Below are 25,161 nucleotides of genomic sequence, written 5' to 3'. Positions count from 1 at the left end.
GGCGGCGACCCCCGGCGAGGCGTCGGCCGCGACCATCGCCGCGGCCGCCGCCGTCAGCGCCTCGTCATCCTCGCGCGCGCGGGCCGCGGTCGCCGCCAGCGCCGCGACCGCCCGCCGGTCGACCGCCTCGAGCCCGGCCAGCGCCGCCCGCACCCGGCCGCGGGGACCGGTCGGGTTGGAGCCGTCGTCCCGCCACCGCAGCCCGTGGGCGGCGCACCAGGCGCCGGCGTCGGCGCGGGTGGCGCCGATCGCCAGCAGCGGCCGCCGCAGCCGCCGCTCGCCGTCGCGGACCGGCATCGCGGCCAGCGCCCGCGTGCCCGGCGACGAGATCGCCCGCAGCAGCACCGTCTCCGCCTGGTCGCTGGCGGTGTGGCCGAGCAGCACCTCGGCCGCCGGATCCCAGCGGTCGGCGGCGGCCCGCAGCGCCCGCCAGCGCGCCTCGCGGGCCCAGACCGCGGGCGAGCCGCCGAGGTCGTCCGGCGGGGACAGCCGGACCGCCCGCAGCGCCGTCCCCAGCCGCGCGGCCGCCGCGGCGGCGTGGGCGGCGTCGCGATCGGCCGCCGTCCCCCGCAGCCCGTGGTGGACGTGGACGGCCAGCACCGCCTTCGCGCCGGCGACGCGGACGGCCAGGTCGAGCAGGCAGAGCGAGTCGCGCCCGCCCGAGCAGGCGACGACGACCGGCGCGCCGGCGGCGACCTCGCCCGACGCCGCGAGCCGGGCCAGCAGGTCCCGCTGCTCCCCCACGCCCCTAGGGCTCCGGCGGCTGGCGGGCGAGCGAGAGCGCGGTCGGATCGCGGAAGCCCTTCAGCCGGACCTCGCCGATCGGCTCGAACTCCAGGTGCGGCCCGCCGGCCGCGACGATCGGCTCGGTCACCAGCACCTCGCCGCCGGCGGCGCGGGCGACCACCCGCGCGGCCATGTTGACCTCGCGCCCGAAGTAGTCGCCGTCCCGGAACAGCACCTCGCCGGCGTGGATCCCGATCCGCGGCCGCGGCTCGTCGGGGTGGAGGATCTGGAACCCGACCGCCCAGTCGACCAGCGCCGCCGGGTCGTCGCCGATCACCATCACCTCGTCGCCGATCGTCTTCAGGATCCGGGCGTCGTCCGGCAGCGACATCTCGACCGCGTCGACCAACCGCTCGACCGCCTCGACCGCCTCCTCGTCGCCCTGGTCCTCGGTCAGGCGGGTGTAGCCGGCGAGGTCGGCGAAGGCGATCGCCACCCGCAGCCGGCCGAGGCCCAGCAGCGAGTCCTCGTCGAGCGCCTGCTCGACCAGGCTGACCGCGTCCTGCTCGATGAACCAGTGCAGCGAGCGGCGGTGGACGTGGCGGATGATCGGATCGGCCAGCGGCAGCACGTCGCGGGCCAGGCCGCCGAGGCTGCCGGCTGTCTCCAGCAGCGTCCCCGCCTGGCGGACGGCCGGGTCGCGGACGTAGAGCCGGAACATCCGCACCTCGGCGTCGGCCACCCGGCCCAGCGCCTGGCCGTAGACCCGCGCCAGCTGCAGCAGCGCGATCAGCGGGAAGCCCGCGTCGAGCGCCGCCGCGGCGTGGCGGAAGAGGTCGACGTCCTGCTCGCTCATGTGCTCGATCGACTCGTCGCTGAAGCCGAACGCCTCGGCGATCCGCCGCACCAGCGCCACCTGCAGCCCGGTCTCGCGCGCGACGTCGTCCGGCGTCACCCGCGAGGTCGACGGGGTCACGACCGCGGTCAGGTAGTCGAAGGCCAGCTCGCTGCGCTCGGTGACGGCGGCGATCTCGCTCAGCGAGCGGCCCTTCGCCCGCAGCCGCTGGACGATCCGGGCGTGGTTGAGCGACGAGGTCGTCCAGCCGCCGTCCTCGTCGAGCGGGATCAGCGCCAGGTCGGCCCAGCGGCGCAGCGTGCTCTCCGAGACGCCGACCAGCTCGGCCACCCGGGCGCGCGTCAACGGCAGCGGATCCGGCAGGTCGACACGGGGCTGGCCGCTGTGGCGGCGAGACCTCGAAGGGTCCCGCCGCCGGCGGGCGTCACGGCCCGCTCCGTCGGCCATCGGCGCTCGTCCCGACTGGGGGCGGCGCCTCGCGGATGGCGAACCATCCACGCTCTGGCCTGGGGTCGTATCCGGTCCCTCAGTCATAGCGGCTGGAGCGCCACGGCGTCAAGGGTCGCGGGGTCGTCGGCATCGCGCTCAGCCGACCAGGTGCGGGTAGTCGGCCGCCACCAGCCGCTCGTAGATCTCGGTCGTCCGCTCGCGCAGCGGGATCACCGCCAGCGCGGCCTTGGCGTCGCCCGAGACCCGGATCCGGCGGCGGGCGACGGCCAGCACCAGCGGCTCGAGCCCGTGCAGGTAGCGGTTGAGGACGTCGGCCGACATCGCGAAGCGGACCGCCACCGGCCACCGCTGCTCGCGGCTGGTCGGCCACTGCCACTCGCCGGCCACGGGCGACCCGGGCGGCAGGCTGCGGGCCTGGAGCAGCAGGTCGGCGTCGGTGATCCGCAGCTCGTGCGCGACCCGCAGCTGGGCCAGCCGCGGAGCCAGCGCCTCGTCGGCCTGCATCTCGCGGAAGAGCCGGTCGAGGACCTCGCGCAGCTCGTCGGACGATCGGAACGGGCCGGGCACGATCGGGGCCGCGGTCAGCGCGGATCCGCCGGGCCCGGGCCCTCGACCCGGGCCAACCGGGCCTCGAGCTCGTCGACCCGGGCGGCCAGCTGCCGCAGGTCGTCGACGCTCGCCGGGCGCGCGTCGTCGAGCGAGCGCCCGAGCCGGCCGACCGCCTGCTGGACCTCGCCGGCCAGCTGACCGGCGCCGGCGGTCCCGGCGCTGCTCAGGTCCTCCAGGGTCCCGCGCACGCGGGTGACCACCTGGCTGAGCTCGTCGGCCAGGTCCTGGGCGCGCTCCTGTGCACGCGCGCGCGTGGTGCGCGTGGAGTCGGCCGTCACGGCCAGCGCCTGGTCGACGGCGCGGCGAACGGCCTCGACCCGTGCGCGGCGGCGGTCGCCATCGTCGTCGTCGGGCGGGGTGGCGGTGTCCACGTCCACGGGCGGCAGTCTACCCGCGGCCGGAAGCCACGCCGACGGCCGCCCGCCCTATCCTCGCCGCCGTGACCCGCCTGCCGGAGATGCTCCACCTCGTCAACCCGGTCGCCCCGCGCGCGATCCTGGTCGGGGACCCGGGGCGCGCGCTCGAGCTGGCCCAGGCGCTGCTGGAGCGGCCGCTGATGAGCAACCACCAGCGGGGCCTGTGGGGCTACACCGGCCGCGCCGCCGACGGCGAGCCGCTGACGATCCAGTCGACCGGCACCGGCGGGGCCAGCGCGGTCGCCGTCGTCCGCGAGCTGGCCGAGGCCGGCGTCCGGCGCGTGGTCCGGGCCGGCTCGGCGATCGCGATCGGCCCCGACCCGGCCGCGGCCGGCGAGCTGCGGACGGTCGCCTTCGCGATCCCCGGCGACGGCGCCAGCCGGACGCTCGGGGGGCGGACGCCGATCCGGCCCGACGCGGCGCTGACCGCCCGCCTGCGCGAGCACGCCCCGACCGCGGTCGGGGTCCTGAGCGTCGACGTGCTGCCGCAGGACGGCGGCGAGACCCCCGAGGCGCCCGACGACGTCGGCGCGCTCGACCGCCAGACGGCCGCGCTGCTGCTGGCCGCCGAGCGGTTCGGGGTGGTGGCGGCGGCGATCGTCGCCTTCCCGCACCTGGACGGGGACGAGGAGCGCCGGACCGCCTGGTGGCGCGCGGTCGGGACGGCCGCGGGGGCCGCCCTGACCTAGGCCTTCTTCAGGTCCTTCAGCGACGCCTCGATCCGGTCGAGCTGCTCGGACAGCGCCGCGATCCGCGGGTCGCTGCCGCCGAGCCCGGCCAGCCGGTCGTCGAGCCGGTCGACCGCGTCCTCGATCGACTCGAGCCGCTGGGAGACGTTGCGAACCCGCCGCGTCAGCCGCTCGATGTCGGCGGCGGAGGGGACGTTGAGCGCGCCGAACGCGGCCTCCTGGGCCTGGGTCGCGCGCTCGCGGACCTCCATCGCGCGCTGGACCGCGCCGGTCACCAGCGGGCTGTTCAGCAGCTCCTGGGCGAGCTTCCCGATCGTGTCCTCGCTGGCGCCCTTGACGCGCTCGCGCAGATCCTTGCTCATGTCGGCCGAGTCCTCGCTCATGGATTGCCCTCCGGCATTCGTGGACGGTGCGTCCCGAGGGGCCGGCGACGCAGCCGCACCCTACCGCCGTTCGGACGCTCGCGCGGGGGCCCCGACGATGTGCTCCGGTCATCGCCGGCGCGGGCCCGACTGGACCTCCGTACCATTCTTTGCAACTCCCCTGTCCACGCGTCTCTGCGGCTCCGATACCCGTGGTAGTGTGGCGCGATCGGTGTACCGGGGTGGGCTCGCGGCCACCGATCTGAGGGAGATTTCTGAGATCTGATGACGCTGTCGACGCGTAAGCTTCTGGTCGGACTGTCCGCCGCGGGGGCGGTGGCCACCGGGTTCGGTGCCACCGTGCACCAGGCCTCGGCCGAGTCCCGGACCCTGAGCGTCACCCTCGCGGGTGGCCGGGTGGTCCAGGTGACGGTGGACGTGCCGCCGGGCACCCCGATCGACCAGATCCCGCTGCCCGATCTCGGGGCTCCGGTGATCCGCGTCTCGGACGCGTCACCGCAGCTGCAGTCGGCGCCGCCGACCCCGACGGCCGGCACCACCACCTCGACGCCGCAGACCACGCCGACCGTCCCGCAGGGCGAGAGCGCGGCCCGCCGCGACGGTGGCGGCGACGACAGCGGCGGTGACGGGCGCGAGGCCGCGCGTCGCGCCAACGACGCCGACCAGCGCCGTCAGAAGGCGGCCGAGCAGGCGGCGAAGGACAAGACCGACGGCAAGAAGGTCACGCGCTCGTCGGGCGACGACAGCGGTGACGGGGCCGACGGCGCGACTCGTGACGAGGGTGGTGCGCCGACCCCGGCCGATCCGACCTTCTCCGAGGCGATCCCGGGTGCGGCGCCGATCGGGGTGCCGAACTTCTTCATCGACAAGTTCCGGATCCCGCCGTTCCTGCTGCCGATCTACCAGGCGGCGGGCACCCAGTACGGGGTCCGCTGGGAGATCCTGGCCGCGATCAACGAGATCGAGACCGACTTCGGGCGCAACCTGAGCGTGTCCTCGGCGGGTGCGTTGGGGTGGATGCAGTTCATGCCGGCCACGTGGAAGATGTACGGGGTCGACGCGAACGGTGACGGCAAGCAGGATCCGTACAACCCGGTCGACGCGATCTTCGCCGCTGCGCGCTACCTCCGTGCCGCCGGCGCGGAGAAGGACATCAAGAAGGCGATCTTCGCCTACAACCACGCCGATTGGTACGTCGACTCGGTGCTGATGCGGGCCCGCCTGTTCGGTGGTCTGCCGCCGGACCTCGTCGGGTCGCTGACCGGCCTGACGCAGGGCGTGTTCCCGGTCGCCGCCAAGGCGCGGTACGCCGGCGGCCGCGAGCGGCGGCCGGCGAGCGATCTGTACGCGCGGGCGGGGGCGGCGGCGATCGCGGTCCAGGACGGCGAGATCGTGAAGGTCGGATCGAATCCGCGCCTCGGCCGGTTCGTGCAGCTGCGCGACGTCTACGGCAACACCTACACGTACGGCAACCTGAAGTCGGTCTCGGCCTTCTACCCGGTGGCGAAGACCGGGGCCGCGCGCGGCGGCACCGCGACGCGGCTCGATCCGGGCCACGATCCGAAGCCGACCGTGGCCGCCACCGCCGGCCGCCAGCGGGCGGGGCGGGCGACCGCGATCGACGCCGAGGCGACCGACACCAAGGAGCGGGTGTTCGCGAATCCGGCGCGTCCGGTGGCGAAGGCGTTGGGTGGCGCGGAGCAGCTGGCGAACGCGGAGTTGGAGAACGGCTCCTACAGCTCGTACCTCTCGTCGTTGCACGGGCTGTCGAAGGACGACATCCGGTTGAAGCGGCTGAAGAAGGGCGCGCGCGTGATGGCGGGCACCGTGCTCGGTCGGATCGGCAAGACCGATGCGGGTCGCACGCCGCATCTGCAGTTCGAGATCCGCCCCGCCGGCAAGGGCGCCCCCCGGGTCGATCCGAAGCCGATCCTCGACGGGTGGAAGCTGCTGGAGTCCACGGCGGTCTACCGCGCGAAGGGCCAGAACCCGTTGTTCGGCAACGACGGCAACGCGACCGCCGGCCAGGTCCTGCTGATGAGCAAGGCCCAGCTGCAGGACCGCGTGCTCGCCGACCGCCACATCGACATCTACCCCCAAGGCCGCACCGACATCGCCGCCGGCGCGATCGATCGCCGCGTGCTGGCGACGTTGGAGTACCTGACCGCCAACGGGCTGCGGTTGACGATCACGTCGCTGCGCTCCGGCCACGGCTACCTGACCGCCTCGGGCAACGTGTCGGAGCACTCGAGCGGCAACGCGGTCGACATCGCGGCGGTGAACGGGATCACGATCGCGCCCAAGACGCAGGGGCCGGGGACGATCACCGACTCCACCATCCGCCTGCTCTTGCAGCTGCAGGGCGCGATGAAGCCCCACCAGATCATCTCGCTGATGACCTTCCCCGGCACCGACAACACCATGTCGCTGCCGGACCACGACGACCACATCCACGTCGGGTTCCGCCCCACGGTCGAGAACGACCCCAAGCTCGGCAAGCAGATCGCCCAGATCCTCAAGCCGAACCAGTGGATCAAGCTGATCGACCGCATCAGCGAGATCGACAACCCCACCGTCCTCACCAAGCCCTCCAAGTACGCCCTCCGCACGCCGAGGAAGGACGACTGATGGCCGCGGCCGCCGCGTCGCCGCCCCGGGTCCTGGTCGCCTTCGACGGCAGCCGCGCGGCCGAGCGGCGGCTGGCTGGCGCCGTGGCCTGGTGCCGGCGCACGCGCGGCGTGCTCGCGGTCGCCGTCGTCCGCGGGCGCTGGGCGCCGGTCGCGCGGCAGTGGCCGTGCGTGCTGGAGGAGCACGACCGCTGGCTGCGGCGGCGGGTGCTGGAGGTCGTCCCCGCGGACGTCACGCTGCGGCTGCTGGTGGTGGGCGGACCGAGCACCGCCCGGGCGCTGCTCGGGGCCGCCGCCCGGCTCTCCTGCGACACGCTGGCGCTGCCCGTCCGCGACGCCCGCCGGCGGCGGCTGGCGCGGCGGATCGATCGCGCCGGGCTGCGGTCGGTGTCGTTCGGCGACCACCGGCGAACGCTGGCCGGCGGTCCCCGGATCGGCGAGGATCGGCCGTGATGGGGTCCTCGCCGCTGACCCACGACGAGCAGCGCGCGGGCCCGGCGGCGACGTCGGGCCTGCGCGGCCGCGCGGTCACCGTCCAGGCCCGCGGCGCGGTCCTGCTGCGCGAGGTCGACCTCGACGTCCGCCCCGGCGAGCTGTGCGCGGTGATCGGCGCCAGCGGCTCCGGCAAGTCGACGCTGCTGCGGGTGCTGGCCGGCGTCAACGCGCCGAGCGCCGGGACGGTGACGGTCGACGAGCAGCCGGTCTGGAGCCGCACCGAGGCGGTCGGCTACGTCCCGACCGGCGATCTGGTGCACCCGCAGCTGACCGTGCGCGAGGCGCTCGGCTACGCGGCGGCGCTGCGCAGCCACGACGTCGCCCCCGAGGAGCGGGCCGCGCGCGTCGAGGAGGTGCTCGACGAGCTGCACATGACCGAGCGCGGCGACCACCAGGTGCGCTCGCTCTCGGACGGCGAGCGGCGCCGCGTCGCCTGCGGGACCGAGCTGGTCGGCCGACCGTCGGTGCTGGTCCTCGACGAGCCGACGACCGGCCTCGATCCGGGGCTCGAACGGCGGCTGATGCTGCTGCTGCGCGAGCTGGCCGACCGCGGCCTGGCGATCCTCGCCTCGACCCACGCGACCGGCAGCCTGACCCTCTGCGACCGGATCGCGGTGATGGGGCCGGGCGGGCGGATCGTGTTCTCGGGCAGCCACGAGCAGCTGCTGCGCCACTTCGGCGTCGCCACGATCGACGAGGTCTACACGGCGCTGGAGCAGCCGCTGACGGAGGCGCCGCCGCCGCTGCGGACGGTCGAGTCGACCGACCCGGGCGGGACGACGCTGCCGCGCCGCGGACTGCCGCCGGCCGCGGCGCAGGTCCGGACCCTGGCCTCGCGCTACGCGCTCTGCCTGCGCCGCGACCCGCGGTCGCTGGCGCTGATGGTCGGCCAGGCGCCGTTGATCGGGCTGGCGATCGGGCTGACCGTGCCCAGCCGGATCCTCTCCGACGCGGTGCTCGGCCCCTTCTACGGAGTGCTGCTCGCCTTCATGCTGGTGGTCGGCGCGGTCTGGCTGGGGCTGATCACCGCCTGTCGCGAGATCGCCCGCGAACGCGACGCGCTCTACCGCGAGGTCGCGATCGGCGTCCGGATCGGTCCCTACCTGCTGTCGAAGTGCGCGGTGCTCTTCCCGCTGGTGGCGTTCCAGGTGCTGCTGCTGGTGGTCGCGGTGGCGCTGCTGCAACCGCCCGACGGGCCGGCCAGCCAGTACGGCGGGGTGCTGGTGGTCTGCGTGGTCGCGGGCTGGGGCAGCGCGGCGATCGGGCTGCTGGTCTCGGCGGTGGTCCGCAACCCCGGCCAGGCCACGACGGCGCTGCCGCTGGTGGTGATCCCCCAGTTCCTGCTCGCCGGGGCGCTGATCCCGCCCGCGCAGATGATCGACCCGGTGCGGGTGCTCTCCGACATGACGCTCTCGCGCTGGGCGCTGTCGGGCATCGGCGGCTCGCTCGACCTCGGCGCGGGGATCTCGAGCGAGCTGCGCACCGCCACCGGCCTCGAGGGCTCGTTCTTCGCCGACGGCGTCGGCCAGCCGCTGCTGATGATCGGGATGCTGACGGTGGTCACGCTGGTCTTCGCCGCCGTGCTGCTCGACCGCCGCGTCGCCGCCGCGGTCTACGACGAGTACGACCTCGTCTCGCCGCCGCGCGCGTAGCTCGCCGGGAGGGGCCTCGCAGGCCCCGATGTACCGCTTCCGGCTACCGAAGACTCCCGCAAAGGGGGAGGTCCGACGGTGGGGTTCGGCCCTAGCGTCCGGAGCACGTTGAGCGGTCCGGCCCGGGCCGGGAGAGTCGAGTGAGGAGGGAGCGAACGTGAACGCGTTCAAGGATGCCGACGAGGTCTACGAGTACATCGGCGGCATGTTCGAGACGGCGACCAGGACGCCGTCGTTCGTCCAGGCGACGGCGGGGACGAACCTCGTCGTGCTGGTGCGGCAGACCAACCCCGACGCGGCGATCCTCGTCGACTTCCCGGGCCAGACGGTGACGACCGGCGCGGAGGCCCTGGAGGGCCGCCACACCGTGCAGCTGCGGATGTCGTCCGACAACGCCAACCGCTTCTGGCAGGGAAAGCTGAACTTCACGCTCGCGATGGCGCAGCGGAAGGTCAAGCTCGACGGCAAGCGCTCCGTCGCGCTGAAGCTCCTGCCCCTCACCGAGGACCTGTTCGCGACCTACAAGCAGCGGCTCCGGGAGACCGGCCGCGACGACCTGCTCGTCGCCTGATCGGCGAGCCGCGACCCCAATCCAGACGGAGCATCCAGATGGCCACCACCGAGACCCGTGACGCCTTCCAGGCCGAGCACACGTCCAAGCAGTTCGAGGACGCGCTCTCCGACGCCGAGTTCGAGACGCTGTTCGAGAAGGCGCAGGAGCTCTCGCAGTACTTCCGGGAGATCGGCCCGGAGTACGACGAGAAGAACACCTTCGCCTTCCCCACGATCGAGCGCTACAAGCAGACGACGCTCGGTCGCCTCTCGGTCCCCAAGCGCTTCGGGGGCTACGGCGCCAACCTGCTCCAGACCTCGAAGATCGTCTCGGAGCTGTCGCGGGGCGATTCGGCGATCACCCTCGCGTACAACATGCACTACATCATGGTCGGCATCGCCGGCAACCTGATGAGCGAGGAGCAGAACCGCTACTGGCTGGGGCGGGTGGCCGAGGGCGAGCTGATGTTCGGGCCGTTCTCCGAGAAGCGCGCCGGCTTCTCGGGACTGGCCGACGTGAAGGCGATCCCGCAGGAGGGCGGCGGCTGGCGGCTCTACGGCAAGAAGACCTGGGGCACCCTCTGCGACGCGGCCACGATCATCACCACCAACGCGACGGTGACCGACGCCGACGGCAACCTGCCGGAGGACTTCGAGGCCCGGGTCGACGCCGAGAAGCTGTTCATCGCAGACTTCGACGTCGACCGCGAGACGCTCCAGGGCGACGGGGTCCGGATCGAGCGCACCTGGGACTCGCTCGGGATGCACGCCACGGGTACCCACACGATCGTCTACGACGGCTTCTTCATCCCCGAGTCGGGCTTCATCTGCGACTGGCGGGCGGGCGCGTTCGGCGTCCTCGAGTGGGCGTCGCTGATGTTCGCCTCGATCTACCTGGGCATGATCGCCCGCGTGCTCGAGGAGTCCCGCGCGACGCTCTCGAAGAAGACCCTCGGCGCGGTCTTCGGCGCCGTCGCCGCGGCCGACGTCAAGGTCTCGAACGTCGGCCACATCGTCGACGGGGTCGGCGACTTCGCCTCCCGCTACGAGATCTGCCGCCGGGTCCTCTACCAGACCTGCGAGGAGGTCACCGAGGGCAAGGACGACCAGTGGCCGCTGGAGCTGCGCTTCCCCTACATCGGCCTGGCGAAGACCTTCATCGCCGAGAACGTCCTCCACATGACCCGCCACGCGATGAGCATGGTCGGCGGCTCCTCGTTCCGGAAGGGCCAGATCTTCGAGCGGCTCTACCGCGATTCGGCCGCCTCGATGTTCCAGCCGCTCAACGGCGACCAGTCGCGGACCTACATCGGCGAGTACCTGCTGCAGCCGGAGGACCTGGCGGACTGAGGCGGAGCGAGGTGGCGGCGTCCGCGCGGTCAGAGCACGACCACCGCCGCGACGGCGGTCACGAGCGCCAGCAGCAGCGCGGGGATCAGCAGCAGCTCGAAGGCCTCGCGCGGGTCCGGGGCCGGGCGGGCGATCACGGCCGGCCGGCCGCCGTCGGCCGATGATCGCCACCGCGGCTCGCTCGTCCTCGGAGCCGGCGGTCGAGCCACGGGGGGCCGGGGACGTTGCCGGGGTCGAACGGGACGAGCGCCGCCCCCGTTCGACGCTCCGTGGCGCAGGTAGGCCAGCAGGAAGACCGCGGTCAGCAGGCCGATCGCCACCGACAGGTCGTCGAGCGTGGCCGTCGGACCGCAGCCGGCCGACTCGGACGTGACGTGCTGGTGGGCCAGACGCACGAGGTCGGCGGTGGTGCAGCCGCGCAGCAGCTCCGCGAGCGTGCCGGCCGGATCGACCGCCGCCACCGCCAGCTCGGCCGCCTGCTGGAGCCACCGATCGACGGGGCGGCCGAGCTGCCGGCTGCGATCCTCGAGCGCATCGACGAGCAGCCGGATCGCGGCGGCCGCCGCGAGGGTGGCGACCGAGGCGGCCCCGAAGGCGTCCGGGGTCCGGTCGAGCTGCTCCGCGGCCGCGGTCAGCGTGACCAGGTGCCCCACGGCCTCGCAGGGGCCGCCAGCGGGAACGGCGACGCGCGCGCGGCCGATCTCGGCGGCGTGCCGCTGGGCGGCGCGCGCGTCGGCCACCGTCAGCGGGTGGAGCGCCGCCAGACCCCCGGGCCGGGGGTCGGCCGAGCCGTTCCGGGCGTCGGAGGGGAAAGGGGGCACGCGCATCTCCGGCCGAAGGTACGGAGGGATCCTGGACGTCCACTCGACTCGACGGATCGCTGATTACACCGCTGTAACCACGGTCGGAGCGGGCGATTCGGGCAGGAACTGGACGGACGATCGGTGGTGCGGCCGGGGCCGTGGGGACTGCCACGATCCGACGGGTGCGCTCTCTCCCCGGCCCCAACGCCCGTCGCCGCGCCTCCGCCGTCCTGCTGACGGCCGTCACGCTCGCGGCCGTGTCGACCTCGCCCGCCACGGCCGCCGGCTTCGGCTCCCGCGACGCGCTCGGCGTCCGTCCGCTCGCGAACGGGCCGACCCTGACCACGCGCGACGGCCGCCGGGTCGTGCTGCGCGGGGCGAACCTGGCGGGCCTGATCGACTACGCGGGCGTCCACGGCGCCGTGCCGATCGCGACCGCCGACGCCGCCCAGGCGCGGGCGCTCGGCCTGACCGTCGTGCGGATCGGCGTCTCGTGGTCGCGGATCCAGCCACGGCCGGGGACGACCGACGGCGGCTACCTCGCCCAGGTGGAGCAGGCGGCGCGGGCGTTCACGCGCCGCGGCATCTACGTGCTGCTCGACATGCACCAGGACCGCTTCGCGGCGAAGCTCGGGCAGCCGCCGTACGTCGAGGCCGACGGCGCGCCGCCGTGGGCGGTCGACGCCCAGGGCGCGTCGTGCTCGCCGATCCTCGGCCAGTTCCAGGGCTACGGGCAGTACTACAACACCCCGTGCGCGGCCACGGCGGCGGCGGCGCTGTTCGAGAACCGCTCGGTCGCGGGGCGGCCGCTCCAGCAGCACTACGCCGACGCCGTCGCGGCCGTGACGGCGGTCGGGCGCCGCCTCGGTCCGGGGTTCGCGGGGGTCGAGCTCTACAACGAGCCGGTCGACCCCAGTCCGACGTGGCGCCCGACCTGGGCCAGCGACTGGCTGTTCCCGTTCTACGACCGGCTGATCGCCCGCCTGCGGGGCGACGGCTACGGCGGCCCGATCTGGTTCGAGGGCTTCGGCTCCGCGACGGCGGGTCTCGTGCGGGACGGGCAGCTGGTCTTCGCGCCGCACATCTACGACGGGGTCTTCGACAACAGCCTCGGTCCGAAGACGCCGTCGCAGCTGGCGAACGCCTACCGCGGCGCCGGCCAGCAGGCGCGCGCGTTCGGCGCCGCGCTCGTGCCCGGCGAGTTCCCCGGCGTCACCGGAGGCGCGTGGGAGAGCTACCGCGGCTGGCAGCTCGACCTCCAGGACCGCGACCTGACCGGCGGGATCGTGTGGGTCTGGAAGCAGCACCCGACGAAGGACTACGGCTGGGGCGTGCTCGGACCGGACGGCGCGCTGCGGCGGGGCAATCGGCTGGCCCTCGACCTCGCACGACCGCGGCTGGTGGCCTCGGCGCCGACCGTGCGCGCGCACCGCGCCGAGGCGGATCGGCTGACGGTGAAGACCAGCGGCCGCGGCACCGTCGAGCTGTGGACCGGGGCCGCGACCGGGCGTGCTGCCCGCAACGGGGCGGCGCCGCGGCTGACGGTCGACGGTCGCCCACCGCGCCGCAACCTCCGGATCCGGAGCGTCGGCCACCGCGCCCGGCTCCCGAACGCCACCGTCGGCGGTCGCCGGATCACCCTCCGCCTGCCGGCAGGACGGCACACGATCCGGCTGCGCTGACCGGGGATCGGCGGCGTGTTGCGTCCGTGTGAGCCGCGGCCTCACGGGCGTCCAACGGTGCCGGTGGTGGGCTGTCCGTGCGCTCGTCGGACGGCGGGCGCACGCCCCCGAACGGAGACCCGATGCAGACCTCGAACCGAACGACGCGCCGGCTGGGTACGACCGCGCTGATGGCCACCATGATCCTCGGCCTGGCCGCGTGCGGCGGCGACGACCAGACCGCCAAGGGGACGACCGGCTCCGCGGGAGCGGCGTCCTCCAGCGCCGACAGGGCCGCGGCCCAGGACGCCTGGGACCTGAAGATGGTGCGTTGCCTGCGGAAGGGCGGGATCCAGATCGAGGATCCGAAGCCCGGCGAGGGCTTCCCCGGCTTCGAGCGGCCGGCGAACTTCCCGCAGATCTCCGCGGGCTGCCAGAAGCAGATCGGCCCGCCGCCGTCGGCGGTGAAGAGCCCCGCGGAGCGGAAGGCGAACTTCGAAGCGAGCCTGAGGTTCGCCCGCTGCCTGCGCGACAAGGGCTACGACGTCGACGATCCGACGGAGAAGATGGCGATCCAGATGCCGAGCGGCGTCAAGGACGCCGACATCGTGGCCTGCACTCCGAAGTCGAACGACGGGTGACGGTGGGGCGCACCTCCGTCACGGAGTTGGGCGATGACGGCGACTGAGTCGCCCGGCGGCCGTCGCCGGTGGCTGCCGGCGGCGGCGCTGGCCCTGTTCGCCGTCGTCGTCGCCGGCGGCGTGCTGCTGTCGCGGAGCCACGACGACCCGCCGTCGCGATCGCGGCCGCTCGCCGGACCGACCGACGTGGTGGTTCAGGGGCCGGTGGCCGACATCACGCGGGCGATGGGCCTGCTCGAGCCGGTCGGGCGACGGACGCTGGTCGCGGGCGCGGCGGGCACGCTGACGTCGATCACGCGTGGAACGCGGGTCGGCTTCGGGGACGCCGTCGCGACGATCGACGAGCAGCCGCTGGTGCTGCTGTACGGCGCGACCCCGGCCTGGCGGGCGTTCGGGCCGAAGATGCCGGCCGGCGCGGACGTCCTCCAGCTGGAGCAGGCGCTGCAGGCGATGGGTCACCTGCGCGAGCCGCCCGATCGCCGCTTCGGCCCGGCGACCAGCGCGGCGATCGAGCGCTGGCAGCGCGCGCGGGGCCTGCGCGCCACCGGCGTCCTGCCGCTCGGCTCGCTCGCCTTCGGCACGCGGCCGCTGCGGATCCTGTCCCGGCGGGCGACGGTCGGGTCGCTGCTGGCCGCTGGCGATCCGCTGCTCGACGTCGCCACCGGCGGCACCCGCGTCACCGTCGAGCTGCCGCTCGCCGATCAGCGCGTCGCGAAGGCCGGGCGCACCGTCACCGTGACCCTGCCGGACGACACGACGACGCGCGGACGGGTGACGGCCGTCGGCAGCCCGCGCAAGCCGAAGGCCCAGAAGGCTGATGCCGCCGCGGGCGGCGACGCGGGAGCGGGCGGCGATCCGGGGTCGAGCGACGGGTCGGGAGCGGGCGGCGACGGGGCCGCCCTCGTGGTCCCGGTGACGATCGAGCTGCGGCGCCCGCGCGCCGCGCGCCGGTTCCAGGAGGGATCGGTCTCGGTCGCCTTCCGCACCGCGGTCAGCCGCCGCGCCCTGACGGTGCCGATCTCGGCCCTCGTCGCGCTCGATCCCGAGCGGTTCGCCGTCGAGGTGCCGCTTCCGGAGGGCGGCGTCCGGCGGCTGCCGGTCGCGGTCGGGCCGTTCGTCGGCGGTCGGGCGGTGATCCGCGGCGCGGGCGTGCGTCCGGGGCTGCGCGTCGCGGTGGCCGAGTCGTGAGCGCGCTCGTGCGCCTGGAGGGCGTCGGACGCCGCTACGGCTCGCCGCCGGTCGACGCGCTGCGCAACGTCTCGTTGACGATCGAGCGGGGCGAGATGGTCGCCATCGTCGGGCCGTCCGGCTCGGGCAAGTCGACGATGCTCAACCTGGTCGGCACGCTCGACCGCCCGACCAGCGGGCGGCTGCTGATCGACGGGGTCGACGTGCAGGAGCGCAGCGACGCCGAGCTGTCGGCGCTGCGGGCGCACCGGATCGGGTTCGTGTTCCAGCAGTTCCACCTGGCCGACGGCGTCCGCGCGCTCGACAACGTCGCCGACGGCCTGCTCTACCACGGCCTGCCGCGCGGCGAGCGACGCCGCCGGGCGGCCGCCGCGCTGCGGACCGTCGGCCTCGAGCAGCGAGCCGGGCACCGCCCGCACCAGATGTCCGGTGGCGAGCGGCAGCGCGTCGCGATCGCTCGCGCCGTCGTCGGCGACCCGCCGCTGCTGCTCGCCGACGAGCCGACGGGCAACCTCGACAGCCGCTCCGGCGAGCGGATCGTCGCGCTGCTGCACGAGCTGCACGCCGGCGGGACGACGGTCGTGGTGATCACCCACGACGACGAGCTGGCCGCACGGCTGCCGCGGCGGATCGCGATCCGCGACGGCCGGCTGCTCGAGGACCGCCGGGAAGCCGCATGAGCCGCCGCACGTCCGGCCCGCGCTCGCGCCTGCGGCCCGTCGACGCGCTGCGGCTGGGCACCGCGGGGATGCGCGCGCGACCGGCGCGGGCGCTGCTGTCGGCGCTCGGGATCGCGATCGGGATCGCGGCGATGGTGGCGGTGGTCAGCCTCTCGGCGTCCAGCCGCGAGCGGCTCGACCAGCAGCTCGCGGCGCTCGGCACCAACCTGCTGACCGCCGAGCCGGCGGACGCGACGCCGGGAAGCCCGCCGCCGCTGCTGCCGGCGACCGCCGCCGGTCGCGCGCGCCGGATCGCGGGGGTGCAGCGCGCTGGCCAGGTCGCCGAGATCAAGGACGTCGCGGCCTACCGCAACCGCTTCGTCCCGGTCGCGCAGAGCAACGGCCTGGCGGTGATGACCGCCGATCCGGAGCTGCTGGCGGTGGTCGGCGGACGGGTCGCGAGCGGACGCTGGCTCGGCGGCCTCCCGTCCGACGCGCCGGGCGTGGTGCTCGGCAGCGTGGCGGCGGAACGGCTCGGGGTGCGTCAGCCGGGCGGGACGCTCTGGGTCGACGGGCACCTGGTCGGGGTGGCCGGCGTCCTGCGTCCGATCGCGTTGGCGTCGGAGCTGGACGCCGCGGTGCTGGTCCCGCGCGCCGTCGCCCGTCGCTGGGCGCCGGGGCCGCTGCGGCCGACGCGGGTCTACGTGCGGGCCGACGACGCCGCCGTCCGTCGCGTGAGCGGGCTGCTCGGCCCCTCGCTGCAACCGCAGGACGCGGCGACGGTCGCGATCGGCCGGCCGTCGGACGCGCTGGCGGCGCGCGACGCCGCGGACGCCGCGTTCACCGGGCTGCTGCTCGGGCTCGGCGCCGTGGCGCTGCTGGTCGGCGGGATCGGGGTCGTCAACACGATGGTGATCTCGGTCCTCGAGCGGCGCCGCGAGATCGGGCTCCGGCGGGCGCTCGGCGCGACCCGTGGCCAGATCCGGATCCAGTTCCTGGCCGAGGCGCTGGTGTTGTCGATCGCGGGTGGGTTCGGTGGCGCCGCGCTCGGCGCGGGCGTCAGCGTCGCGGTGGCCCGTCTCAACGACTGGATCCCGGTCGTGCCGCCGTGGGTGCTGGCCGGCGCGGTCGGCGCGACCACGGTGATCGGTGCGCTGGCGGGCCTCTACCCGGCGGTGCGAGCGGCGCGGACCCCGCCGACGGTGGCGCTCAGCAGCGCCTGAGGGCGAGACGAGCGTTCACGGCGCCGGGAACGTCACGCCGTCCCACCACCCGACGAACAGCACCAGCGCCACGGCGAGGACGACCGCGCACACCGCGATCGGGAGCAGCCAGCGCGGGGCTCGCTTGGTCGGCGGTCCGGCGGCCGGGGAGCGCCGGCGGGCCGCCGGCGTCGCGTCCGGATTCGCCGGAAGCTGGACCAGCACCCGCAGTCCGCCGGTCGGTCGCGGCTCCAGCGTCAGCTCGCCGTGCTGGATCGCGACGATCTGCGCGACGAGCGCCAGCCCCAGGCCGTGGCCCCGTGCGTGGTCGTCGTCGCCGGCGGTGCGCCCGGCCCCGCGCAGGTACGGCTCGGCGAAGCGGGCGACCTGCTCGGGCGCGAGCGGCGCGCCGTCGTTCTCGACCACGATCCGGGCGCCGTGCTCGTCGCCGTCGACCCGCAGCAGCAGCTGGCCGGCGGCGTGGTTGTGGCGGACGCCGTTCTGCAGCAGGTTCACCAGCAGCTGCCGCAGCAGGGTCGGGTCGCCGACGATCGCCGCCGGGTCGATCGCGGCGTCGATCTCGATCCCGCGCTCGGCCGCCTCGTCGCCGACGACCGTGATCGCCTCGTGGGCGACGTCGGCCAGGTCGAGCGGCGCTCGCACGGCCGAGAGCTCGTTGGCGTCCGCCAGCCGCAGCAGCGCCTCGGTCAGCCCGATCGCCCGATCGGTGGTCTGCGACAGCCGCTCGAGCGCCTGGCGGTCGGCGCCCTCCGGGTCGGCGAGGGCGACGTCGAGGATCGTGCGCGACACGGTCAGCGGCGTGCGCAGCTCGTGGGCGGCGTTGGCCGAGAAGCGCTCCTGGTTGGCGAACGCGTCGCTGAGCCGGTCGAGCATCCGGTCGAAGCCGTCGGCGACCTCGGCGAACTCGTCGCGGGGCCCGCGCAGCCGCACCCGATGGTCGAGCCGCCCGGCGGCGACCATCCGCACCGCCCGGTGCAGCTCGTCGAGCGGCCGCAGCACGCGGCCGGCCAGCCACCAGCCGCCCGCGAGCCCGACGGCCAGCAGCGCCGCCAGCACGTAGAGCGACGATCGGACGACGGCGGCGAGGATCTCCCCGCGCGAGGTCGCCGTGCCGGCCTGCGTCGGGTCGCTCGGCGTCAGCGGGTAGTTCGGCACGTAGCGCAGGACGACGTAGACGCCGATCAGCGTGCACGACCCGGCCACCAGCAGGAACGCGGTGTAGCTGAGCGTCAGCCGCCAGCGGGCACTCGTCCGGTAGGGCGCCGGGCGGCGGTCAGCCATCGTCCCGGACCGGGACCACGAGCCGGTAGCCGACGCCCGTCACCGTCTCGATCGGATCGGGCGGGCCGAGCGCCTTGCGCAGCGTCGAGACCGTGACCCGGGGCGCGGTCGTGAACGGATCGACGTTCTCGTCCCAGACCTTCTGCAGCAGCTCCTCGGCGCTGACGACGCCGCCGTCGGCGCGGGCCAGCAGCTCGAGGACGGCGAACTGCTTGCGGGTCAGCCGCAGCAGGCGGCCGTCGCGAAAGGCCTCGCGGCGGAAGCAGTCGATCCGCAGGTCGCCGACCTCGAGCACCGGTGGCGCGGCGGCGGCGGGGCGGCGGGCCAGCGCCTGCAGGCGGGCGACCAGCTCCTCGAAGGCGAACGGCTTGGCCAGGTAGTCGTCGGCGCCGAGTCGCAGGCCCTCGACGCGCTGATCGACCCGTGCGGCCGCGGTCAGCATCAGGATCCGCACGCCCGGATGCTGGGTGGCGATGGTCCGCGCGATCTCGTCGCCGTGGACCTCCGGCAGGTCCCGATCGAGCACGATCGCGTCGTAGTCGACGATCGCCAGGGCGCGCAGGGCGGCGGCCCCGTCGAGCGCCAGGTCGGCGGCGATCGCGGCACGCCGCAGGCCGGTCTGGATCGCCTCGGCGAGGAACCGCTCGTCCTCGGCGATCAGGACCCGCATCGCTGCTTCGTCGGGCCGCTCACGGTCGGCCGAGTCTAGGCCAGGCCGTTGTTGCGTCCGCGTGAAGCGAGCGGGGCACGCGGACGCAACACGGCGGTCGGTTGGCTGGTGCTCGACTCGCCCTCGACCCGTCGCCCGCCCCATGTCTTCGTCGATCTTCCTCTCCGTCACGCCGACGCGCCGCGGCCGGATCGCCGTCGCCGTCGTTGCCCTCGCGGTCGTCGTCGCGGCGGCGCTGGTCGGCCTCGGCGGCGCGCGGATCGCCGGTCAGGCGATCGCCCCCCGCTCGGGGAACCAGGGGCCCGGCAGCGGCGACGCGGCGGTGATCCCCGACGGCGAGTCGATCGCCGCCAGCGCGGTCGACCATCCCGCGATCGCCCGCCTGATCCCCGATCTGCGCCAGGCGCTGGCCGCCGCCACCCGCGCCGCGGCCGACGACGGGATCGCCCTGCGGGTGACGAGCGGCTGGCGCAGCCGGGACCATCAGCAGCGGCTGCTCGACGCGGCGATCGCCCGCGATGGTGCAGCGGCCGCGCGACGGCTGGTCGCCGCGCCCGATCGGTCGGCGCACGTCCGCGGTGCCGCCGTCGACATCGGGCCGACCGACGCCGCCTACTGGATGCAGGCCAACGGCGCCCGCTTCGGGCTCTGCCAGACGTTCGCCAACGAGGTCTGGCACTACGAGCGCCGGATCGCGCCGGGCGGCACCTGTCCCGCGCCCGCGCCCGATGCGGCAGGGTAGGGGTTGGTCCGGCGAGAGCGGGCGACTGCCGCGGGGTAGAGGCGACGAAAGCGCCGAGGTCACTGGCGAAATCGGGCAGTGGAGCCTGCGGGGATCGAACCCGCGACCTCCTGCTTGCAAAGCAGGCGCTCTCCCAGCTGAGCTAAGGCCCCTGGCCGGTCAAGGCTAGCGCGGGGCGGCGGACGGGGGAGGGCGGGGTGGACGGGCGTTGGCGGGGTCGGCCGTGGGGGCGGTACGGTTGGATCGATGGTGTCTCACCGTGGGGGGCGGGGGGTCGCGGCGGCCGTGGTCGTCGGTGCGGCGCTGCTCGGGTTCTTGGGGGCGCCGGTCGCGGCCGACGGCGCCTCGTCGCTGCGGGTGAGCGTCAGCCCGCCCGCCGTCCCCGCGGGGCCGGCGGTCACGGTCACCGTCCGGGTCACGCGGCGCGTCGCCGTTCGCCGCGGGCTCGGGGGCGCTCGGGCCGGACGCCACGCCGATCGCGCCGGCCGCGCCCGTCGCGCCCTCGTCCGCACCGTCCCCGTCCCGGGCGCCCGCGTCGCGCTCGGCGCCACCGTCGCCCACAGCGACCGCCACGGCCGCGCCCGGCTGCGGGTCTCGCTGCCGCCGCCGACGGCCGCCTCGAATCCGACCGCGGCCTCCGCCTCCGGCCCGGCCTCCGCCCCACCGATCGCTGCCCCACCGACCACCTCCACCCCAACCGCGGCCTCCGCCTCGACCCCGACCGCCTCCACTCCCACACCCACCTCCACCCTGACCGTCTCCGCCCTCCGCGCCGGCCGCCGCGGCCACGCCACCCTCGTCGTCACCCCGCCCGTCTACCGTCTCGACTGCTCCGCCCCGCAGCCCGGTGACGGCGGGCCGACCTCGCCCCTCAACCGGCTCGAACAGGCCCGCGGCCTCCGCCTGACCCCCGGAGCGCAGCTGCTCCTCCGGCGCGCCACCGCCTGCGTCGGCACCCTCGCCCCGCAGGGCGGCGGCGCACCCGGCGCGCCCGCGATCATCGGCGCCTGGGGCAGCGGCCCCGCCCCGCGGATCGACGCCCGCGGCCCCGACGCCGTCCGGCTCGAGGACCAGTCCCACCTCGTCGTCCAGGACCTCGAGCTCACCAACCGCGGCGACGGCACCAGGCCCCGCCGCGGGATCGGCGTCGCCGCCCGCCGCACCACCGTCCGCGGCCTGGTCCTCCGCCGCCTCCACGTCCACGACGTCGGCGGCGACCTGGCCAAGGGCCCCGGCGGCAGCGGCGGGATCCAGCTCGACGTGCTCGGCGGCGCAACCACCTCCGGACGTTTCGACGACGTCCTCATCACCGCCAACCGGGTCGTCGACGTCCGCCGCAGCGGCATCCGGATCAACGGCACCGGCGACCCCCGCCGCCCGCCCGCCACCGCGCCCTGGCCCGCCGCGTCGACCGCCGTCGTGATCCGCGGCAACCGGGTCGACGGGATCGGCGGCGACGGGATCGTTCCCAGCGGCACCGTCGACGCCCTCGTGGAGGACAACGTCGTCAGCCGCGGCAACCGCGACGGCCGCAACCTGCTCGATCCGCGCGGCATGGTCTGCAACGCCGGCATCTGGGCCTTCCACGCCAACGGCACTGTGATCCGCCGCAACGAGGTCTTCGGGATGGCCTTCAGCGGCTGCGACGGCACCGGCTTCGACGTCGACTACGACCAGGACGCCACCCTGATCGAGGCCAACTACAGCCACGACAACGCCGGCGGCTTCCTGCTGCTCTGCGGCGACGCCCGCCCCCGCCGGGCCGAGGTCCGCTTCAACCTCAGCGTCGACGACGGTGCCGCCCTCGCCTGGTCGCCGTGCGACGAGACCAACCCGCTCGGCGCCCTCGACGGGATCCGGATCGTCCAAAACACGATCGTCGGTCCGCTACTGGCGATGCCCTCCTCCGGTCCCGCCCTGCCCCTGCCGGTCCTCCCCAACGTCGGTGGGCTCGTCTTCCGCAACAACCTGCTCGTCGCCACCGCCCCACAGCTCGTGCCCCTTCCCTGCGGCTTCGCCTGCTCCCACAACCTGACCGCCGGTCCCGCCCCGCCCGCCGGCACCGCGCCCCTGACCGGCGACCCGCGCTTCGCCGATCCCACCCGCCGCGGCCCTGGCCGCGAGCGCGTCGGCCGCGGCTTCGTGCCCGGACCCGGCTCGCCCGCCCTCGGCGCCGGAACGCCGCTCGGGCTCGATCCCGCCGTCCGCGACTACTTCGGCCGGCCGCTGCCCGCCCGGCCCACCGTCGGCTTCGCCCAGCCCTAGCCGGGCCCCAGCCCGGCTCCAGCCGGCCCCGGCATGGTGGCCACTCCATCGCCGCCCGCCCAGCCTGTGCCCGCCGCACACCGCCGGCGCGCGGAGCCCGGCGTAGGCTGGCGGCCGTGAGCGATCTGCCCCGCATCGACCCGTCGCGCGACCTCTCCCGCCCGGCTCGCGCCTACGCGGCGGTCCTGCGCACCCCGCCCGGCCGCTGGCTGGCGATCAACGTCGCCGCCAACGTCGACCCGTGGCTGATGCGCGTCTCCCGCGGGAAGGTCGGGATGGGCCTGATGCTGCCCTCGGCGCTGCTCACGACCAAGGGCGCCAAGAGCGGCCAGGAGCGCGTCAACCCCGTCCTCTACTTCCACGACGGCGACGACGTGATCGTGATCGCGTCGAGCTTCGGCCGCGACAAGCACCCCGCCTGGTACCACAACCTGAAGGCCAATCCCGAGGTCCGGATCGCCAAGCAGGGCGGCGGTACGCCGCGGACCGCGGTCGAGGTCACCGACCCGGCCGAGATCGCCCGCCTGTGGTCGCAGGCCGACCGGATCTACCCGCCCTACGCCAACTACCGCCAGCGGACCGACGCCGTCGGCCGGCGGATCCCGATCGTCCGGCTGACCGCCGGCTGATCCCGACGGAGCGGCTCGGGTCCCGCTCCTCCTCCTTCCGGGACCCGAGCGAAACGGTGGCCGGCGCTCTCTCCTCGACCCGCCGGCCACCGTGCTCTGTCGTGGCCGGGCGTCACCGCCCGGCCCGCAGCCCTCGGGAGCTTACGCCGGCGTGACGCCCGCCAGCAGCTCCCCCGCGACCCGGTCGGTCGCGCCGTGGTCGCCGCCCAGCAGCCGCCGCGACAGCTGCGCCCGCCGGAAGTAGAGCGGCGCGTCGTGCTCCCACGTGGCCCCGATCCCGCCGTGGACCGAGATCGTCTCGCGGGTGGCGTGGTCGAGCGCGTGACCGGCCCCCGAGCGGGCCGCGGCCGCCGCCAGCGCCAGCTGCTCGGGCGCGTGCTCCGACGCCCACGCCGCGTAGATCAGCAGCGACTTGGCGTTCTCCTGCAGCCGCAGGACCTCGACCAGGTGGTGCTTGACCGCCTGGTACGAGCCGATCGCGCGGCCGAAGGTGTGCCGCTCCTTGGCGTAGGCGACGGCGATCGGCAGCAGCCGCTCGACCACGCCGACCGCCTCGCCGGCCAGCAGCGCCTGCGCCACGTGCCAGGCCCGCCCGATCGCGGTCGCGTTGGCGTCGACCCGGCGACCGACCGCCCCGGTCAGCCGCACGTGGCCCAGCGGCCGCGTGGCGTCGTAGCGGGTCACGTCCTCGACGGCGACCCCGGCCGTGCCCGCCTCGACCAGCACCGCGGTCGGGGCGCCGTCGACGTCGGCGATCACCAGCAGCTGCTCGGCGGCCACGGCGTCCGGCACCCAGGCGACCTCGCCGTCGACCGTCACCTGCTCGCCGTCGGCGCGGCCGCTCGGCAGGTCGGCCCGCCGCACGCCGGTCCGCGCCTCGACCGTCCAGCGCTCGTCGAGGTCGGTCGGCGGCGCCGCCGGCACCCACGCCGTCCGCCGCTCGCCCGCCGCCACCGGGCCGGCCTCGGCGTCGCCGGCGGCGTCGAGGATCGTGGCCGCCGGCAGCACCGACACCAGCGGCACCGGGGCCAGCACCGCGCCGGCCTCCTGGGCGACCAGGATCGCGTCGTAGAGGCCGAGTCCGGCCCCGCCGTTGGCCTCGCTGGTCAGCAGCCCCGGCCAGCCGGCCTCGACCGCGGTCGGCCACAGGTCGGGTAGCGGCGCGTGCTCGGGCGAGCCGGGCTCCTCGATCGCGGCACGGGCGGCGGCGACGGTGTCGATCCGCTTCAGCGCCCCGCGGGCGGCCTCGCGCAGGAACTCCTGCTCGTCGGTGAGGGAGAGATCCATCAGGCCACGCCTTCCGTCTCGCGCGCCTTCAGCTCGCTGAACGGCACGCCCTTGTCCAAGCGCGGCTCCGGCGGCAGGCCCAGGACCCGCTCGCCGATCGTGTTGCGCAGGATCTCCTCGGTCCCGCCGGCCGACTTCAGGCCCGGCAGGAACGAGATCATGTAGGCCCACTCGCTGGCCTCGTCGAGCGCCTCGGGCCCGACGACGTCGGCGATCAGGTCGCCGGCGCGGACCGCGGCGCTGACGACGGTCACCTTGCCGAGGCCGAACTCCGGCCCGGGCAGGCCGCCGCCGGCCAGGTCGCTCAGCATCCGGTGGCCGGCGAAGCGGCTGGCGATCAGCTCGGTGCCGATCGCACCCAGCCGCTGGCGGACGTCGCTGTCCTCGCGGGCGCCGGGGGCGTCGGCGATCGCGGCGGCGAACTTCTCGGCGCTGTAGCCGATCGGCGAGGTGCCGATCGAGAGCCGCTCGAACATCAGCACGGTCAGCGCGGTCGCCCAGCCGCCGCCGACCTCGCCGAGGACCGCGTCGGCCCCGACCTCGACCTCGTCGAGGAAGACCTCGTTGAACTCCGCCTCGCCCGAGATCTGGCGCAGGCCGCGGATCGTCACGCCGGGCGCGTCCATCGGGACGATGAACATCGTCAGGCCCTTGTGCTTCGGCACGTCGGCGTCGGTCCGGGCCAGCAGCACGCCGAAGGCGGAGAACTGGGCGTTGGTGGTCCAGACCTTCTGGCCGCTGATCCGGAAGCTGCCGTCCTCCTGCTGGACCGCGCGGGTGGTGATCCCGGCCAGGTCGGAGCCGGCGGCCGGCTCGGAGAACAGCTGGCAGAAGACCTCGTCGCCGTGGAGCATCGGCCCCAGGTGGCGGCGCTTCTGCTCGTCGCTGCCGTGGACGATGATCGCCGGGCCCATCATGCCCAGGCCGATGAAGTCGAGCGGGCCGGGGACGCCGGCGTGGGCCAGCTCCTGGTTGACGATCACCTGCTCGATCGGGCCCTTGCCGGCGCCGCCGAACTCCTGCGGCCAGGTGACGCCGCAGAGGCCGGCCTCGGCGAGCTTGGCCTGCCAGCCGCGCCAGGCCTCGACGCGCTCGCCCTCGTCGGCGATCGCGTCGGCGCCACGGACCTTCGGGGCCTCGGCCGCGTGCTCGTCGAGCCAGGCGCGCACCTGGGCTCGGTAGGCGGCCTGTTCGGGGTCGTCGTTCAGATCCACGGGTGCGGTCCTCCGCGTCCAGTCTCGTCCGGTCGGCTTGGCTGGCTGACCGGCCAGCCGGCTGGAGGATACGCCACGCCCGCGGCGATGCAA

The 25,161-nt window shown here is 75.1% G+C and carries 24 protein-coding genes and 1 tRNA gene; 14 read left to right on the top strand and 11 right to left on the bottom strand.

Annotated features, from left to right (window positions below):
• The 4 genes from tilS to SH587_RS19100 all read right to left on the bottom strand — a co-directional run.
• Positions 1-744 (bottom strand): tRNA lysidine(34) synthetase TilS (tilS, locus tag SH587_RS19115; protein WP_320672249.1); only part of this gene is annotated, 744 nt, incomplete at its 3' end.
• A 4-nt stretch (positions 745-748) separates the two neighbouring features.
• Positions 749-1,927 carry an adenylate/guanylate cyclase domain-containing protein gene (locus tag SH587_RS19110; protein ID WP_320672248.1) on the bottom strand — a complete coding sequence of 393 codons (1,179 nt, stop codon included), beginning with the start codon at positions 1,925-1,927 and terminating at the stop codon, positions 749-751.
• Between the two features lie 240 nt (positions 1,928-2,167).
• Positions 2,168-2,599 carry a hypothetical protein gene (locus SH587_RS19105; RefSeq protein ID WP_320672247.1) on the bottom strand — a complete coding sequence of 144 codons (432 nt, stop codon included), beginning with the start codon at positions 2,597-2,599 and terminating at the stop codon, positions 2,168-2,170.
• Between the two features lie 14 nt (positions 2,600-2,613).
• A complete protein-coding gene (locus tag SH587_RS19100) occupies positions 2,614-3,018 on the bottom strand; it encodes a hypothetical protein (protein WP_320672246.1) in 405 nt (134 codons plus the stop codon).
• Between the two features lie 62 nt (positions 3,019-3,080).
• On the opposite strand from SH587_RS19100, the gene SH587_RS19095 reads away from it, so the two are divergent.
• Positions 3,081-3,746: a phosphorylase family protein gene (locus tag SH587_RS19095; RefSeq protein WP_320672245.1), complete on the top strand. Its 666-nt coding sequence runs from the start codon at positions 3,081-3,083 to the stop codon at positions 3,744-3,746.
• On the opposite strand, the gene SH587_RS19090 is transcribed toward SH587_RS19095, so the two are convergent.
• The gene (locus tag SH587_RS19090) at positions 3,743-4,129 is read right to left on the bottom strand and encodes a hypothetical protein (protein WP_320672244.1); all 387 of its coding nucleotides are present in this window, start codon (positions 4,127-4,129) and stop codon (positions 3,743-3,745) included. The genes SH587_RS19095 and SH587_RS19090 overlap by 4 nt on opposite strands.
• 339 nt (positions 4,130-4,468) lie before the next feature.
• Here SH587_RS19090 and SH587_RS19085 point away from each other — a divergent pair, with 339 nt between their 5' ends.
• From SH587_RS19085 to SH587_RS19065, 5 genes are all read left to right on the top strand, one after another.
• The gene (locus SH587_RS19085) at positions 4,469-6,757 is read left to right on the top strand and encodes a lytic murein transglycosylase (protein ID WP_320672243.1); all 2,289 of its coding nucleotides are present in this window, start codon (positions 4,469-4,471) and stop codon (positions 6,755-6,757) included.
• Positions 6,757-7,209, top strand: coding sequence for a universal stress protein (locus SH587_RS19080; RefSeq protein WP_320672242.1), 453 nt, complete (start codon positions 6,757-6,759; stop codon positions 7,207-7,209). Before SH587_RS19085 ends, SH587_RS19080 begins: the two co-directional genes overlap by 1 nt.
• On the top strand, positions 7,209-8,903 hold the full coding sequence (locus tag SH587_RS19075) for an ATP-binding cassette domain-containing protein (protein ID WP_320672241.1): 1,695 nt from the start codon (positions 7,209-7,211) through the stop codon (positions 8,901-8,903). Before SH587_RS19080 ends, SH587_RS19075 begins: the two co-directional genes overlap by 1 nt.
• A gap of 157 nt (positions 8,904-9,060) precedes the next feature.
• Positions 9,061-9,474, top strand: a complete 414-nt coding sequence (locus SH587_RS19070; RefSeq protein ID WP_320672240.1) for an SCP2 sterol-binding domain-containing protein — start codon at positions 9,061-9,063, stop codon at positions 9,472-9,474.
• Between the two features lie 38 nt (positions 9,475-9,512).
• Positions 9,513-10,805, top strand: a complete 1,293-nt coding sequence (locus tag SH587_RS19065) for an acyl-CoA dehydrogenase family protein (RefSeq protein ID WP_320672239.1) — start codon at positions 9,513-9,515, stop codon at positions 10,803-10,805.
• A 29-nt stretch (positions 10,806-10,834) separates the two neighbouring features.
• Here the strand turns inward: SH587_RS19065 and SH587_RS19060 are convergent, their stop codons facing one another.
• Positions 10,835-11,632 (bottom strand): hypothetical protein, encoded by a 798-nt coding sequence (locus tag SH587_RS19060; RefSeq protein WP_320672238.1) that lies wholly within the window; start codon positions 11,630-11,632, stop codon positions 10,835-10,837.
• A gap of 158 nt (positions 11,633-11,790) precedes the next feature.
• Here SH587_RS19060 and SH587_RS19055 point away from each other — a divergent pair, with 158 nt between their 5' ends.
• The 5 genes from SH587_RS19055 (at position 11,791) to SH587_RS19035 (ending at position 16,980) form a co-directional block, all read left to right on the top strand.
• Entirely contained in the window at positions 11,791-13,290 is a 1,500-nt protein-coding gene (locus SH587_RS19055; protein WP_320672237.1) for a cellulase family glycosylhydrolase, read from the top strand.
• Positions 13,291-13,460: 170 nt separating this feature from the next.
• Positions 13,461-13,910: a hypothetical protein gene (locus SH587_RS19050; RefSeq protein WP_320672236.1), complete on the top strand. Its 450-nt coding sequence runs from the start codon at positions 13,461-13,463 to the stop codon at positions 13,908-13,910.
• Positions 13,911-13,943: 33 nt separating this feature from the next.
• A complete protein-coding gene (locus SH587_RS19045) occupies positions 13,944-15,098 on the top strand; it encodes a peptidoglycan-binding protein (protein ID WP_320672235.1) in 1,155 nt (384 codons plus the stop codon).
• Positions 15,095-15,778 (top strand): ABC transporter ATP-binding protein, encoded by a 684-nt coding sequence (locus tag SH587_RS19040; RefSeq protein ID WP_320672234.1) that lies wholly within the window; start codon positions 15,095-15,097, stop codon positions 15,776-15,778. Before SH587_RS19045 ends, SH587_RS19040 begins: the two co-directional genes overlap by 4 nt.
• The gene (locus SH587_RS19035; RefSeq protein ID WP_320672233.1) at positions 15,775-16,980 is read left to right on the top strand and encodes an ABC transporter permease; all 1,206 of its coding nucleotides are present in this window, start codon (positions 15,775-15,777) and stop codon (positions 16,978-16,980) included. Before SH587_RS19040 ends, SH587_RS19035 begins: the two co-directional genes overlap by 4 nt.
• Before the next feature lie 15 nt (positions 16,981-16,995).
• On the opposite strand, the gene SH587_RS19030 is transcribed toward SH587_RS19035, so the two are convergent.
• The gene (locus SH587_RS19030) at positions 16,996-18,261 is read right to left on the bottom strand and encodes a sensor histidine kinase (protein ID WP_320672232.1); all 1,266 of its coding nucleotides are present in this window, start codon (positions 18,259-18,261) and stop codon (positions 16,996-16,998) included.
• Positions 18,254-18,931 carry a response regulator transcription factor gene (locus tag SH587_RS19025; protein ID WP_320672231.1) on the bottom strand — a complete coding sequence of 226 codons (678 nt, stop codon included), beginning with the start codon at positions 18,929-18,931 and terminating at the stop codon, positions 18,254-18,256. Before SH587_RS19025 ends, SH587_RS19030 begins: the two co-directional genes overlap by 8 nt.
• Before the next feature lie 142 nt (positions 18,932-19,073).
• Between SH587_RS19025 and SH587_RS19020 the strand changes: the two genes are divergently transcribed.
• Positions 19,074-19,673 carry a D-alanyl-D-alanine carboxypeptidase family protein gene (locus SH587_RS19020; protein ID WP_320672230.1) on the top strand — a complete coding sequence of 200 codons (600 nt, stop codon included), beginning with the start codon at positions 19,074-19,076 and terminating at the stop codon, positions 19,671-19,673.
• A gap of 79 nt (positions 19,674-19,752) precedes the next feature.
• On the opposite strand, the gene SH587_RS19015 is transcribed toward SH587_RS19020, so the two are convergent.
• Positions 19,753-19,825: transfer RNA gene (locus SH587_RS19015), tRNA-Ala, on the bottom strand.
• A gap of 94 nt (positions 19,826-19,919) precedes the next feature.
• Between SH587_RS19015 and SH587_RS19010 the strand changes: the two genes are divergently transcribed.
• On the top strand, positions 19,920-21,938 hold the full coding sequence (locus SH587_RS19010) for a right-handed parallel beta-helix repeat-containing protein (RefSeq protein ID WP_320672229.1): 2,019 nt from the start codon (positions 19,920-19,922) through the stop codon (positions 21,936-21,938).
• Positions 21,939-22,054: 116 nt separating this feature from the next.
• Positions 22,055-22,567, top strand: coding sequence for a nitroreductase/quinone reductase family protein (locus SH587_RS19005; protein ID WP_320672228.1), 513 nt, complete (start codon positions 22,055-22,057; stop codon positions 22,565-22,567).
• 141 nt (positions 22,568-22,708) lie between these two features.
• Here the strand turns inward: SH587_RS19005 and SH587_RS19000 are convergent, their stop codons facing one another.
• Complete coding sequence (locus SH587_RS19000) at positions 22,709-23,854, bottom strand: acyl-CoA dehydrogenase family protein (RefSeq protein WP_320672227.1); 1,146 nt, start codon at positions 23,852-23,854, stop codon at positions 22,709-22,711.
• On the bottom strand, positions 23,854-25,068 hold the full coding sequence (locus SH587_RS18995) for an acyl-CoA dehydrogenase family protein (protein ID WP_320672226.1): 1,215 nt from the start codon (positions 25,066-25,068) through the stop codon (positions 23,854-23,856). Before SH587_RS18995 ends, SH587_RS19000 begins: the two co-directional genes overlap by 1 nt.
• Between the last annotated feature and the right edge of the window lie 93 nt (positions 25,069-25,161).

The sequence above is a fragment of the Patulibacter defluvii genome (assembly GCF_034096925.1).
Taxonomy (GTDB): domain Bacteria; phylum Actinomycetota; class Thermoleophilia; order Solirubrobacterales; family Solirubrobacteraceae; genus Patulibacter; species Patulibacter defluvii.
The sequence above is the reverse complement of the archived record's forward strand: the minus strand, read 5'-3'. Positions and strand labels throughout refer to the sequence as shown.